Raw genomic sequence first — 14111 nt, 5'->3', positions numbered from 1 at the left:
CTTTGTTTATATTTTGAGTTGTTGTTTAAAATGAGCACAATCTAGGCGTAAGCCGAAATCAATAGCGGGACTATTGATGAGGATTACAACGACGAGTGTGCTCATTTTAAACACAATCCGTAGGACTATGACTCTTTTTCGCCACTACTTTTCGTACTACAGCGGCGTTAAAAGCCGTTCGTTTAGAATCACTAAACTTCACAACTTTTGCCTTATTTATTAGCGAAAAGAGTGGCAAAAAAGAGTCTATAGCTCAAATTATAAACAAAGATTAACAGACCCTAGAAAAAGAGAGTAGATTATGTTTGGAAAAGGCGGCTTAGGCAACTTGATGAAGCAGGCGCAGCAAATGCAAGAGCGTATGCAAAAAATGCAGGAAGAAGTGGCGAAACTGGAAGTTACTGGTGAATCCGGCGCCGGTTTGGTAAAGGTCACCGTCAACGGGGCACACAATTGTCGCCGTATCGAAATTGACCCATCATTGATGGAAGATGACAAAGAGATGCTGGAAGATCTGGTCGCAGCAGCATTTAACGATGCTGTGCGCCGTGCCGAAGAGTTGCAAAAAGAAAAAATGTCTTCGGTTACCTCCGGTATGCAGTTGCCACCAGGCTTCAAGATGCCGTTTTAAATAAAAGTATTTATCTTAGAACCGCACTTTAAAGTGCGGTTCAGGTTATAGACAAAGATATTTAATGAGGCAAAGTAGGGGCGGATTATATATCCGCCCGTTTTTGCAATTCGACATAAGCACTTAATCTACAAAGGAAAAGCTCAACATCCAGTTCGGGCGGATATATAATCCGCCCCTACTTTTACAATAAATATTGTGCGTTTTCACCTTTGTCAGCAGCCTGAATTGCACTTTAAAGTGCGGTTTGTTTATTAAAAAATCAGTGAACAAGTTTAAAAATGCAAATTAGTCCACTATTGGAACACTTAATGGAGGCGCTACGTTGCCTCCCCGGCGTCGGACCTAAATCGGCACAACGCATGGCTTACCATCTATTGCAGCGCAATCGCAGTGGCGGTATTAATTTGGCGCAAGCCTTGCAGGAAGCCATGAGCAAGATTGGGCACTGTAGTCAATGCCGCACCTTTACTGAAGAAGAGTGCTGTGCAATTTGTAAAAATCCTCGTCGTCAGCAGAACCGCCAGTTGTGTGTGGTTGAAATGCCGTCTGATATTCAAGCCCTAGAACTGACCGGACAATATTCCGGCCGCTATTTTGTGCTGATGGGACATCTTTCACCGCTAGATGGCATCGGACCGCGCGATATCGGGTTAGACTTGTTACAGCAGCGCTTGCAACAAGAAGCCTTTGAAGAAGTGATTTTGGCAACCAATCCGACGGTAGAAGGTGATGCAACGGCAAATTATATTGCTGAACTTTGCCGACAATATGACATTCATGTCACTCGCATTGCCCACGGTATTCCGGTGGGCGGTGAGCTGGAAAACGTGGACGGTACTACCTTGTCACACTCGTTTTTGGGGCGGCGTTCAGTGAAGTAACTTGCAGATGAATAACAAACGAAAAAATAAAGCAAAATTTATATGAGAGGCTCGATAAGATGAATAATAAAGACTACCTGATTGATATTACTGAACAAAATTTTAATGAAGTGCTTCAGCTTAGCCAGCAGTTTCCATTGGTATTCAGCTTTTATATGCCTGGCGATACCGCCTCAGAAAACTTTACCGCACTTTTAGTGCGTCTGGCGGAGCAGCATAATGGCGCATTTGTGTTGGTGAAAGTCAATTGTGAGCAACAGCAGACCATTGTGCGTCAATTCCAAATTCAAGCCGTACCGACCACCTATCTGTTTAAAGATGGCGCACCGATAGACGCTTTTCCCGGCGTGTTGCCGGAGGAAGAGCTGAAAACCCGCTTGGCGTTGATTTTACCGCGAGAAGAAGAGATAAAATTTAATCAGGCGTTGGACTATCTGCAAGCAGAGGATTACGACCATGCGCTGCCTTTGCTGAAAGAGGCGTGGAGTTTGTCGGATCGTAAAAACAGTGAAATTGCGCTGCTGTATGCCGAAACCTATATCGCGATCAAAAATACCGAAGCCGCACAAGAGATTTTAAACCAGATCCCGATTCAGGATCGAGACAGCCGTTGGCAGGGGTTGCAGGCGCAGATCGAATTATTGATTCAAGCGGCAGATACGCCGAAAATCCAGCAACTGCAACAGGATTTCAGCCGTAATCCCAGCCCTGAAATCGCCTTGAAATTGGCGTTGCAACTCCATCAAGCTGGGCGCAACGAAGAGGCGTTAGCGTTACTGTTCGGCTTTTTAAAGCAGGATTTGAACGTGGCGAACGGCGAATTGAAACAACAATATCTATCGATTCTGGCAGCAATTGGCAGCAGCGATCCGGTGACCAATAAATATCGCCGTTTACTTTACGCCTTGCTGTATTAAGGCAACAAATTCAATGGCGAATTGACGGCTTTTCGCTATAATGATGACATTCGACAACAGAAAATGGAGTCAGGATAATGACAGTTAAACATTGCAAATTATTGATTTTAGGTTCCGGTCCGGCGGGTTATACCGCAGCGGTTTATGCGGCACGGGCAAATTTGAATCCGGTGTTGGTCACAGGGCTGCAACAAGGTGGACAGTTGACCACCACCACTGAAATTGAAAACTGGCCGGGGGATTATGCTGATACCACTGGTCCGGAATTGATGCAGCGTATGTTGCAACACGCAGAAAAATTTAATACCGAAATTGTGTTTGATCATATCAATCAGGTGGATCTAAGCGTGCGCCCGTTTAAATTGAGCGGTGATACCCAGAGTTTCACTTGCGATGCGTTGATTATTGCTACCGGCGCCTCCGCCAAATATTTGGGCTTGGAGAGTGAAGAGAGCTATAAAGGGCGTGGTGTTTCTGCTTGTGCCACTTGCGACGGCTTTTTCTATCGCAACAAACCGGTTGCCGTGATTGGTGGCGGCAATACGGCGGTGGAAGAAGCGTTATATTTGGCGAATGTTGCCTCTGAAGTACATTTGGTGCATCGTCGTGATCAATTCCGCAGTGAGAAAATTTTGTTGGATCGGCTGATGAAACGGGTCGAAGAAGGCAAAATCGTACTGCACACCAAACGCACGTTACAAGAAGTGTTGGGCGATGAAATGGGTGTTACTGGCATTCGTGTGCAGGATACTGAATCGACTCAGACTGAAGACATCAAATTGGACGGTGTATTTGTAGCAATCGGCCATTCACCGAATACCGCACTTTTCGATGGACAACTGGCGTTGAACAACGGCTATATCGTGGTGAAATCCGGATTAGAAGGTAATGCTACCGCCACTTCTGTTGAGGGTGTCTTTGCTGCCGGTGATGTGATGGATCACAATTATCGCCAAGCGATCACGTCTGCTGGCACCGGATGTATGGCAGCACTGGATGCGGAACGTTATCTGGACGCATTGGAAAATTAATCCGTTTAATCGAGATAGAGCATAGCAGTTGCTATGCTTTTGTTTTTTTTAAGGACTTTTGATGAATAAGGCTCGGCAGAAAGTCGTTGCCAAGTGGCTGCGTCAACAACAAAAAATAATAAAAGCTCCGCTTTATTTGAATATCCTGCTCGGCTGTTTAAGTGCGGTTTTACTGATTGGACAAACTTGGTTGCTGGCGATGATCTTGGACGGTTTTATTATTCAACAACAACCACGCCAACAATTTCTCAGTGCATTTATCGGCTTGTTCGGTATTTTTTTGTTGCGCGCCTTAATACTTTATCTGCGTGAGCGGTTAGGTTTTTATGGCGGACAACGTCTGCGACAAGTCATTCGGCGTCAAGTGCTGGATAAACTAAGTGCGGTCGGACCGGTTGCGATGAAAATCCATCCGAGCGGCACTTGGGCTACGATCGTGCTGGAACAAGTGGAAAACTTACACAATTTCTATGCCCGCTACCTTAGTCAACAATTTTTATCGCTATTGATCCCTTTGATTATTTTGATTGCCGTTTTCCCGATCAACTGGGTTAGCGCCTTGATTTTATTGTTTACAGCACCGTTGATCCCGATTTTTATGGCGTTGGTTGGTTTGAAAGCGGCAGAAACCAGTCAACGTAATATTACCGTGCTGGGACGATTGAGTGGGCAGTTTTTGGATCGTTTGCGTGGTTTAGAAACCTTGCGCTTGTTTGGGCGCACTGAACAGACGCTACAGAGTATGAATCAGGCTGCCGATGAATTCCGCCGCAGCACCATGGATGTACTGAAAATTGCGTTCTTGTCTTCTGCGGTCTTGGAGTTTTTTACCTCGATTTCGATTGCGATGATGGCAGTCTATTTTGGTTTCAGCTATTTGGGGCAGATTAGCTTTGGCAGTGGTGGCGTGATATTGGCGCTGTTTGTCGGTTTTTTCAGCCTGATTTTAGCACCGGAGTTTTATCAACCATTGCGTGACCTTGGCACCTACTATCACGATCGTGCCGCTGCAGTTGCGGCGGCGGACGCGATAGAAGATTTTCTGTCGCAAGATTTTTTGACGGTACAAACAGAACAAAGCGAGAACATTATTGCTGATCAAACGGTTAGCATTACGGCACAACAGCTAGAGATCCTTAGCCCACAGGGGCAACCTTTAAGCCAGCCACTGAATTTCACACTCTCGCCTAAACAAAACGTGGCGTTGATCGGGCAGAGTGGTGCAGGCAAAAGTTCGTTATTGAATGTATTGCTCGGTTTTTTGCCGTATCGTGGCAGCTTGCAAGTGAACGGCATTGAAATACGCGAGTTAAATTTACAACAATGGCGACAACAAATTGCATGGGTCGGACAAAATCCCTTGTTGCTGCCGGGTAGTATTCGGGAAAATTTACTGTTGGGCAATCCTAAAGCCAGTGATCAGCAATTGCAACAGGCGTTACAAGCTGCTTATGCGCAAGAATTTACTGATAGGCTAGGTTTGGATTATTTGATACGTGAAGGTGGTTTGGGGCTTTCCGGCGGACAGGCGCAGCGTTTGGCGATTGCTAGAGCGCTATTACGCGATGCTGGTTTATTGTTGCTGGATGAACCGACCGCGAGTTTGGATGCACATTCTGAAAGTGCGGTTTTGAGTACGTTACAACAAGTCAGTCGTCTGCAAACGACCATCATGGTGACACATCGTATTGAAGATTTGCAACAGTCTGACCAAATTTGGGTGATGCGAGAAGGTGCTCTCGTGCAACAGGGAAGTTTTGCCGAATTACGTCAACAAGATGGCTATTTCGCCGAACTATTAAGCGAACGCCGACAGGCAATTGATTAACGGAGAGATTAAGATGCGTACGCTGTTGCCTTTTTTGGCGATATTTAAATATACGGCTTTCCGTTTACTGTTCGGCATTGTGCTGATGGTGTGCGGTTTGGCGGCAAGTGTTGGCTTGTTGACTTTGTCCGGCTGGTTTTTGGCAGCCGCTTCACTGGCTGGCACGAATATTTTATTTAATTTCTTCTATCCGTCTGCCGGTGTACGTGGTTTGGCAATCGGGCGTACCGCACTTCGGTATTTTGAACGGGTAGTGACCCATGATGCGACTTTTCGGGTGATTGCTCGGTTAAGAATGTCGGTGTTTACGCGTCTGATTCCGCTTTCTCCGGCGGTTTTAGCACGGTATCGCAACAGCGATTTGCTGAATCGGTTGGTCGCTGATGTAGACACGTTGGATAGTCTGTATTTACGGCTGGTCGCACCGTTTATCAGTGCTGCGATGGTGATTCTGTTTCTATTTTTAGGGCTGAGTCTGATTGATGGTTCGTTGGCATTGTTCCTAGCACTGACGTTATTTGCACTATTGATTTTGATTCCGGTGCTATTTTATCAATTAGGCAAAAAATTTGGCGAGCAATTAGTGCAAGAACGCGCAAATTATCGAGTGCGTTTTCTCGATTGGCTGCAAAATCAAGCAGAGTTATTGCTATTTAATGTAGAGCCTGAACAGCGGCAAGCACTGCAAAGCAGTGAACACCAGTGGCAACGGTGGCAGGCTAAAGAAGCGAATTTAAGTGGTTTATCGGCGGCGCTGTTGCTGTTGGGGAACGGCACGATTGTCGTGGTGATGCTGTGGCTGGCTGGTGGTACTGATTTTGCCGATCAAAGCTATTTGCGCTTGGCTAATATTGCGCTGTTCACCTTCTCAGCGCTGGCTTCATTTGAGATTTTAATGCCGCTTGGCGCCGCTTTTTTGCGCTTGGGGCAGGTGATCAGTTCCGCAGAGCGAGTGAATGACATCATTCAACAGCAACCGTTGGTGTTATTTGACGGGCAACAGTCAGAATTTGTGAGTAATGAAACGCTGTTGGTTGTCGAGAACGTGACTTTTGCTTATCCGGAAGCGAGTGAGTCGGCAACAGCTCAGCAATGTGCAGTTTCAACACCCGTGTTGCAAGGGATCGATTGGCAGGTGAATGCCGGTGAAAAAATCGCATTGTTGGGAAAAACCGGCAGTGGAAAATCCAGTTTGCTACAACTGTTCGTGCGCAATTATGACCCGCAACAGGGCAAAGTGCGGTTGGCTGGGCGAGAACTAAGTAGCTATGCGGAAGCTTTTTTGCGACAACAATTCTGTTTTCTCAGTCAGCGGGTGTATGTGTTCAGTGCGACTTTGCGCGATAATTTACAATTGGCAAACGAGCAGGTAAGCGAGCAGCAAATGCTGACAGTGCTACATCAAGTTGGCTTGGGGCATTTGAGTGAGCAAGGCGAAGGTCTGAATTTGTGGTTAGGTGATGGCGGTCGTCCGCTGTCAGGTGGCGAACAACGCCGTTTGGGACTTGCCAGAGTATTATTAAACAATAGTCCGATTGTGCTGCTTGATGAACCGACCGAAGGTTTGGATCGTGAAACTGAACGGCAAATTCTGAATTTGATTTTGGCGCATTGCCGTGATAAGACCTTGATTATGGTGACGCATCGATTGACGGCGTTAGAAAAATTTGATCGTCTTTGTATCATTGACAGCGGTCGTTTACAAGAACAGGGTAGTTATGCGACGCTGGCAACTGATTCACACAGTTTATTCTACCGTTTTTTAAACCGTTTGGCTTAAGGGTAAAGGATTATTCATGATGATGGTAAATAAAAACAACCAGCAATCGGCATTACCGCCAGCGGAAATATTGGCTGAAGTGGTCGCCGAAAGTGTTGAGATGCAGCAACTTTTACGACAATTAAATCAATTCTCTCGTTCAGATGCGCCACTGTTAATCCAAGGGGAAACTGGCACCGGGAAGGATATGTTCGCTAAATTGTGCCACCAATGGAGTAAACGGCAGGCTGAAAAATTTATTGCCGTCAATTGCGCCGGTTTACCGCCGGAGGCGGCAGAACAAGAGATGTTTGGCGACAGTACACACGGCAACAGTAGCTGCGGCTTTTTTGAATATGCCAACAACGGTACGGTGTTATTGGATTCGATCAATGAACTGTCTTTGAGCTTGCAGGCAAAACTGCTACGTTTTTTGAACGACGGCAGTTATCGCCGTGTCGGTGAGGAGCAAGAGCATTCTGCCGATGTGCGGGTGATTTGCACTTCGCAGAAACCGTTGGCTTATTATGTAGAAAAAGGTGAACTGCGTGAGGATTTATACCATCGTTTAAATGTGTTGAGCCTGAATATTCCACCATTACGCCAACATAAACAGGACATACCGCACTTGTTAGCGTTTTTTCTGCCGAAAATCTGCCAACAGTTACAGATTGCGCTTCCAAACTATGATAATCGCTATTTAGACAGTCTGAGCGCTTACCATTGGCCGGGCAATATTCGCGAGTTGTATAATCTGCTATATCGTAGTGTGATTTCGATGGACGCCGGGCAACAGTTACCGCTGCCGGATTTCAGCGGCAAAGTGAACAGTGCAGAGTGGGTGCTGAGCGAGTATGAAGGCTTAAGTCTGGAGCAAATTATCAATCAATTTGAATCCGGTGTGTTAAAACAGTTTTATAATGTTTACCCCAGCACCCGTAAACTAGCAAACCGTTTAGGCATTTCCCACACCACCATTGCCAATAAATTAAAACAGTACGGCATCGGCAAGTAACATATATCAATATTGAGCGTAGCGAGTTTACAAATTGAGCGTAGAAATTAGCAAAGGCGAATAATAGCACTAGGGTCTGTTGATCTTTTAAGTATATTATTTGAGCTAAAACTAATCCTTTTAGCCTAGCACGGCAAAGCCGTACTAGGTTACACATAGATTAGCCGCTTTGCGGCTGCTTCAGAGAGGCAAAGCCTCTCATCAATGCTTAACCGATTGCGACCATAGGTCGCTGTCGGATAAAATCACACACTTTTTGCTTGATTTATAAACACAAAAGATCAACAGCTCCTACAATTGGGGCGTGTTTCTTTTGCTTATCTTTTCTTTGCACGAGCAAAGAAAAGTAAGTCGCCATCGGCGAAACCCGATAGTAAAAATAAAGAAAATTTTGATTGGGGAAGAAAAATACAACTCCACTTTATTGATTCATTAAAAAACCGTACCGGGTTAGAGGAAGAACCCGATACGGTTTTTATTTGCTAGTGCTTTTATTTTACTTATTTTTTCTTCGCATATTTCAAGGAGTCGATGGCGACTGCCAAGATAATAATGCTACCTTTAATAATATATTGCCAATATGGGTTCACCCCGATATAGGTCAAACCGTAGTTAATCACGGTGAAGATTAACACCCCGGTGACCACGCCGATAACCGTGCCGACACCACCGGCGAACGATACACCACCAACCACGCAGGCGGCGATAGCATCTAATTCATACATAAAGCCGAGGTTATTGGTAGCACTGCCGATCCGCCCAGCTTCTAACATCCCACCGAAAGCGTAGAACATCCCAGCGATCATATAAATCACGACTAAATTACGGGTTACGTTAACCCCAGATACCCGAGCGGCTTCCGGATTGCCACCGATAGCGAAAATGTTTTTGCCGAAGCGGGTTTTATTCCACATAATCCAAACTAAGATGGTGGCAAGGATCGCATATATCGTGATATAGGAGAGCCTGAACTGCCCAAACCTGAAATACCCTTGCGCAAAGGCTGAGAAAGTCGGGTTAAAACCGGCGATCGGTGAAGAGCCGACCGCATCGTAGTACAACGAGTTGATCCCATAAACGATGATCATCGTGCCTAAGGTGGCGATAAACGGGGTAACGTTCAATACAGCAATGACGAAACCATTCATCAAACCAATGATGGCACCAATTGCACACACCACCAGAATCACCACCGGAATTGGAATTTCGGTTAAATTAGGAAAGACTCGGTTGACGTTATCCATCGCTTGCAGCAGCGTAGCGGAAACCACCGCTGCCAAGCCGACCTGGCGACCGGCGGATAAATCGGTACCTTGTGTTACCAATAATCCGGCGACCCCAAGGGCGATAATGAGTCTGACCGAAGATTGGGTCAGAATGTTACTGAAGTTGATTAAGCTCAAGAAGCTGGAGTCTTGTGCGATGATAATCGCCAGCAAAATCAGCAGAACGAAGTAAATTGCATTTTGTTTCAGGAAATCAAGAGATTTGTTTCTTCCTAATTCAGCCATGATTTTATCCCTTCTCTTATTTTTATAAACGGTTATAAATATTTAGCGGCAAGCTGTAAAATTTCTTGCTGCGATGTCTCTTTGGTATTGACAGTGCCGGCGAGTTTGCCGTTACTCATCACCATAATCCGGTCAGTGATTCCCAACAGTTCCGGCATTTCGGACGAAATAATGATAATGCCCTTATCTTTTTTTGCTAGCTCCATAATTAATTGATAAATCTCATATTTTGCGCCAACATCAATACCACGGGTCGGTTCGTCCAACATCAGGATTTCTGGCTGAGTTAATAGCCAACGTCCGATAATCACTTTTTGCTGATTACCGCCGGAAAGTGAGCCGATATTGGTTTTATGCGAAGGCGTTTTCACATTCATCGAATCGATAACCCATTGGGTATCACTTTTCATTTTTGCGTTACTGAGCAAACCAAATTTTGACATGTAAGCTTTAATATTTGAAATCAAAGAGTTAAATTCAATATTTAAATTGGAATAAATCCCTGTCGAACGTCGCTCTTCGGTTACCAAGGCAAAACCGTTATTGATGGCTTCAAGTGCGGTTTTGTTGCGCATCACTTTATCGTGCAGTTTGACCACACCGCTCTTTTTCTCTCGGATACCGAAAATGGTTTCAACAATATCGGTCCGCTTAGCGCCGACCAAGCCTGCAATACCTAAAATTTCGCCTTTGTGCAGTTCGAAACTGACATCTTTAATCGAAGGTTGATTAAGTGCGGTCAGATTCTCAACCGTTAGGATCACCTCTTTTGGCCGATTGATTTTTGGCGGGAAGCGCTGAGTCAGTTCGCGACCGACCATCATAGCAACAATCCCGTCCATGGTAGCGCCTTTGACCGGAATACTGTTAATCCATTTTCCGTCACGCAGCACGGTCACTTCGTCGCAAATTTTAAAAATTTCGTCCATTTTGTGCGAAATATAAATAATGCCACAGCCTCGTTCTTTCAATTTTGCGATGATTGAAAATAGATGGTTGACCTCTTTTTCCGACAGGGAAGAAGTCGGTTCGTCCATAATCACGATTTTGGCATTATAGGAGAATGCTTTGGCGATTTCGATCATCTGCATTTGGGAAACTGAAAGTTTGCCCACTTTCATTTTGGGATCGATATCGATATCTAATTCTTTAAAAATGGCTTTGGTATCGTTATACATCTTGGTGTGATCGACCAATCCGGCTTTAATCGGATAGCGTCCTAACCACAGGTTATCCATCACACTGCTTTGTTTAACCAGATTAAGCTCCTGGTGTACCATCGAAATGCCGTTTTCCAGCGCCTCTTTTGAGGTTTTAAAATTAATTGGTTTTCCAAGAAAAAGGATTTCGCCCTCATCTTTGGCATAGATCCCGAAAAGGCATTTTAGCAATGTAGATTTTCCGGCACCGTTTTCCCCCATCAGGGCATGAACCGAATGCGAGCGCACTGTCAAATTAGCATTGTCGAGCGCTTTTACGCCAGGGAACGTTTTGCTGACCCCTTTCATTTCCAATAAAATTTGATGTTCAGTTTGCACTGATTCAGTTTGTGTGGATTGTTCTGTACTCATATCCAACCTCAAGCGGCAAGGGGGAGGGTGACCCCTCCCCGGATTACAACGTAGTATTTATTTTAAAAAGTTTTCTAAGTTATCTTTGTCAACACCGACATAAGGAATACGAACTACACGGTTTTCCAGTTTCCAGTTGGTACCTTCGGTTGCCGCTTTGCCGTTTGCTAGATTATCGGATAATTGAACGACTGCTTTAGCTTGGTTGACACCATCATTCAACACGGTTCCGGCGATGGCTCCGGATTTAATCAATTGCAGCACTTCCGGCAATGCATCTACCCCGAATACCGGCAGATTTTTACCATGAGATTTTGCTGCTTCCAACGCCCCCATTGCCATACCGTCATTGTTGGAGATGATCATTTCAATATTATTGGCATGCGGACCGGACAACCAAGCGTCGCTCTTATCTTTTGCCATTGCCGCATCCCACATACCGGTATCGATATACAGTTGCTCAGTTGCAATGCCTTGACCATTGAGCTCTTCAATTACATATTTGGTACGAGCTTCTGCATCCGGGTGCCCCGGTTCGCCTTTCAGCAATACATATTGGATTTTACCGTCTTTATTTAAATCCCAAGCGGCATTGGTTTTCCATTGTTTGGCGATCAAATCGCCTTGAATGACACCAGATTCTTTTGGATCGGTACCGACATAGTAGGATTTGTCATAACTATCAATTACCGCTTGACCAGGGTCTTTATTGAAGAAAACGACAGGAATATCGTATTCAGACGCTTTTTTGATGATGGTCGGTGCAGCTGCAGGGTCAACCAGATTGATTGCCAACACTTTCACCCCTTTGGAGATCAGAACGTCAACTTGGTCGTTTTGAATAGATTGGGCGTTTTGCGAGTCATTCATCAATAATTCAATATCTTTCAATGCTTTTGCTTCTTTTTCAATTTCTTGGCGCATTAAAGACATAAAGTTGTCATCATATTTGTAAATGGTTACACCGACACGATTTGCCGCTTGGGCAGAGGTGGCGGCAATACCAAATCCAACAGCCAGTGCGATTGAAGTTAATACGGTTTTTTTCATGGTGATTCTCTCCATCTTTGTTATATAAAGATAAATGCCATCGGGCAATTTAGGGGTCAATGAATAATTGACGGATCAACTGCAACCGATACTCAGAGTATTATCTGCCTATATGCGATAATGTCGGGTGTAAGGATACGCAAGGAAAAGAAAAAAGTATGTGATCCTATTCACATTATGAAAACGATTACATCATTAAATTAAGAAATATGAGGCTCAGATCACATTTTTTTAACTTAGTTTAAATCGATTTCACCGAAAAACGTTTTACCAAAGTCGGATTAAAAGTGACATTTTCAGGCGAAGCAAGGGCCTTATTGACCAAGCTCAGCGCCAATTCAGCTGCATAAGTTGCCATTAAATCAATAGGATAGCGAATGGTTGTCAGCTTGGGCACTAAATAATTGGCAAGGGGCATATCATCAAAACCGATCAGCGAAAACTGTTGTGGCACTTTGATGTTGTTTTCATTCAAAATAGACAAGGCACCGGCTGCCATCGAATCGTTATAACACACTACCGCAGTTAAATTTGAATTATAACTCAACAGTTTAATCATGGTTTCCTCTCCGCCTTGATAGTCCGGAGAAGAGTTGGCAATAGCATGTGGCATGATTGGTAAATCATGATCACTGAGTGCTTTCAAATAGCCGCTTTTGCGTTCAATTTCATCATTGATCTGATGGTTAGAACCAATATAACCGATATATTTATGCCCATGATTAACCAGCGTATTGGTTGCCAAATAGGTTCCTTTCTCATTATCAAGTGCGATGCAGCGCTGCTCAAAACCGGGAATCGTGCGGTTGATAATCACCATGCCCGGATGGCGCTGCAAATACTCGCTTAACATCTCGTCACTCAAGGCTTTGGAATGCACGATAAGGGCATTACAACGTTTTTTTAGCAACAAATCAATAGCCTGTTTCTCTTTTTCCGGATTATGATAGCCTATCCCAATCAAAATATTGCGTTGATGTGCGCTGGCAACCTGATCCACTGCCTTAACTAAAATCGCAAAAAAAGAGTCGGTGACATCGGTCACAACCACACCGATGGTATCACTGCTTTGTGTCGCCAACGCTTGCGCATTGGCATTGGGATAGTAGCCCAGCTCCTCCACTGCCGCCAGCACCGCCAGTCGGGTTTTATCACTGATCGACGGATGAGCATTCAAAACCCGCGAAACAGTCGCCACAGATACATTGGCTAATTTAGCAACGTCACGAATTGTTACCATGATTACAAATCTCCTATAAAACAGGAACAGAAAAGATGAAAGCGTTTTCTATCATAGCGCGATTTTTTATTAAATATGTAAGTACATTGCTAAGTATTTTAAAAATTGTGAGCTAGGTAACGGTTTCTTTATCTTTGCTCTGCAATGGGATTAAAGTAAGTGTATTAAAATATGGCTGATTTATATAGTATACTTATCGGATTTAATATGATGAAGTTGTGAAGAGGGTATGAGATGCCAACAATGAAAGATATTGCAAAGGAAGCAGAGGTCTCTTTAGGTACAGTATCGAATGTACTAAATGAAAAAGGTAATGTTAGTTTAAAAAAAATTCGAAAAGTACAAGATGCTATCCAAAAATTAGGCTATCGGAAGAATGCTCAAGCTGGTTTTTTAAAAAAAGGTAATACCAATAAAATTGCAGTTATTTTGCCAAATATTCGCTCAATAAAATATCAATCTTTATATGAAGAATTAGAATATGTATTTTATCAGGAAGGATATCGGTTAAATTTATATCTTACTTGTGGTATTCCAGAGAAAGAGAAAGAGCTTATAAACTTGATTTCATCTGAAAACTATTTCTCATTAATTGTGGTTTCGTGTCTAGATGATGGAAAATACTATGAGACTATCTTTAAAGGCAATATTGATAAAATTATATTTGTTTATAA

General features: G+C 44.0%; 12 protein-coding genes. 8 read left to right on the top strand and 4 right to left on the bottom strand.

All coding sequences use genetic code 11. From position 1 onward, the window contains the following. Positions 1–301: 301 nt before the first annotated feature. The 7 genes from FHQ23_RS11360 to FHQ23_RS11330 all read left to right on the top strand — a co-directional run bounded on the left by FHQ23_RS11360 (position 302) and on the right by FHQ23_RS11330 (position 8065). Positions 302–631, top strand: a complete 330-nt coding sequence (locus FHQ23_RS11360) for a YbaB/EbfC family nucleoid-associated protein (RefSeq protein ID WP_132967163.1) — start codon at positions 302–304, stop codon at positions 629–631. A gap of 281 nt (positions 632–912) precedes the next feature. Next, the gene (gene recR, locus FHQ23_RS11355; RefSeq protein WP_132967164.1) at positions 913–1515 is read left to right on the top strand and encodes a recombination mediator RecR; all 603 of its coding nucleotides are present in this window, start codon (positions 913–915) and stop codon (positions 1513–1515) included. A gap of 59 nt (positions 1516–1574) precedes the next feature. Then, positions 1575–2432, top strand: coding sequence for a co-chaperone YbbN (locus FHQ23_RS11350; RefSeq protein WP_139614420.1), 858 nt, complete (start codon positions 1575–1577; stop codon positions 2430–2432). Positions 2433–2509: 77 nt separating this feature from the next. Next, the gene (gene trxB / locus FHQ23_RS11345; protein ID WP_442805401.1) at positions 2510–3463 is read left to right on the top strand and encodes a thioredoxin-disulfide reductase; all 954 of its coding nucleotides are present in this window, start codon (positions 2510–2512) and stop codon (positions 3461–3463) included. A gap of 61 nt (positions 3464–3524) precedes the next feature. Further along, complete coding sequence (gene cydD / locus FHQ23_RS11340) at positions 3525–5291, top strand: heme ABC transporter permease/ATP-binding protein CydD (protein ID WP_139614418.1); 1767 nt, start codon at positions 3525–3527, stop codon at positions 5289–5291. Positions 5292–5304: 13 nt separating this feature from the next. Beyond that, positions 5305–7071 carry a heme ABC transporter ATP-binding protein/permease CydC gene (gene cydC / locus FHQ23_RS11335; RefSeq protein ID WP_139614417.1) on the top strand — a complete coding sequence of 589 codons (1767 nt, stop codon included), beginning with the start codon at positions 5305–5307 and terminating at the stop codon, positions 7069–7071. A gap of 19 nt (positions 7072–7090) precedes the next feature. Continuing rightward, positions 7091–8065 carry a sigma 54-interacting transcriptional regulator gene (locus tag FHQ23_RS11330; RefSeq protein ID WP_139614421.1) on the top strand — a complete coding sequence of 325 codons (975 nt, stop codon included), beginning with the start codon at positions 7091–7093 and terminating at the stop codon, positions 8063–8065. A gap of 500 nt (positions 8066–8565) precedes the next feature. Here the strand turns inward: FHQ23_RS11330 and mglC are convergent, their stop codons facing one another. The 4 genes from mglC to FHQ23_RS11310 form a co-directional block, all read right to left on the bottom strand. Continuing rightward, positions 8566–9576 carry a galactose/methyl galactoside ABC transporter permease MglC gene (gene mglC / locus FHQ23_RS11325; protein WP_139614416.1) on the bottom strand — a complete coding sequence of 337 codons (1011 nt, stop codon included), beginning with the start codon at positions 9574–9576 and terminating at the stop codon, positions 8566–8568. Between the two features lie 32 nt (positions 9577–9608). Then, a complete protein-coding gene (gene mglA, locus FHQ23_RS11320) occupies positions 9609–11147 on the bottom strand; it encodes a galactose/methyl galactoside ABC transporter ATP-binding protein MglA (RefSeq protein ID WP_139614415.1) in 1539 nt (512 codons plus the stop codon). A 57-nt stretch (positions 11148–11204) separates the two neighbouring features. Continuing rightward, a complete protein-coding gene (mglB, locus tag FHQ23_RS11315; RefSeq protein ID WP_139614414.1) occupies positions 11205–12197 on the bottom strand; it encodes a galactose/glucose ABC transporter substrate-binding protein MglB in 993 nt (330 codons plus the stop codon). A 241-nt stretch (positions 12198–12438) separates the two neighbouring features. Beyond that, complete coding sequence (locus tag FHQ23_RS11310; RefSeq protein WP_139614413.1) at positions 12439–13437, bottom strand: substrate-binding domain-containing protein; 999 nt, start codon at positions 13435–13437, stop codon at positions 12439–12441. A 234-nt stretch (positions 13438–13671) separates the two neighbouring features. Here FHQ23_RS11310 and FHQ23_RS11305 point away from each other — a divergent pair. Continuing rightward, a partial coding sequence (locus FHQ23_RS11305) for a LacI family DNA-binding transcriptional regulator (RefSeq protein ID WP_139614412.1) occupies positions 13672–14111 on the top strand: 440 nt, incomplete at its 3' end.

Source organism: Testudinibacter crocodili, from assembly GCF_006228025.1.
Classification (GTDB): domain Bacteria; phylum Pseudomonadota; class Gammaproteobacteria; order Enterobacterales; family Pasteurellaceae; genus Chelonobacter.
The sequence above is the reverse complement of the archived record's forward strand: the minus strand, read 5'-3'. Positions and strand labels throughout refer to the sequence as shown.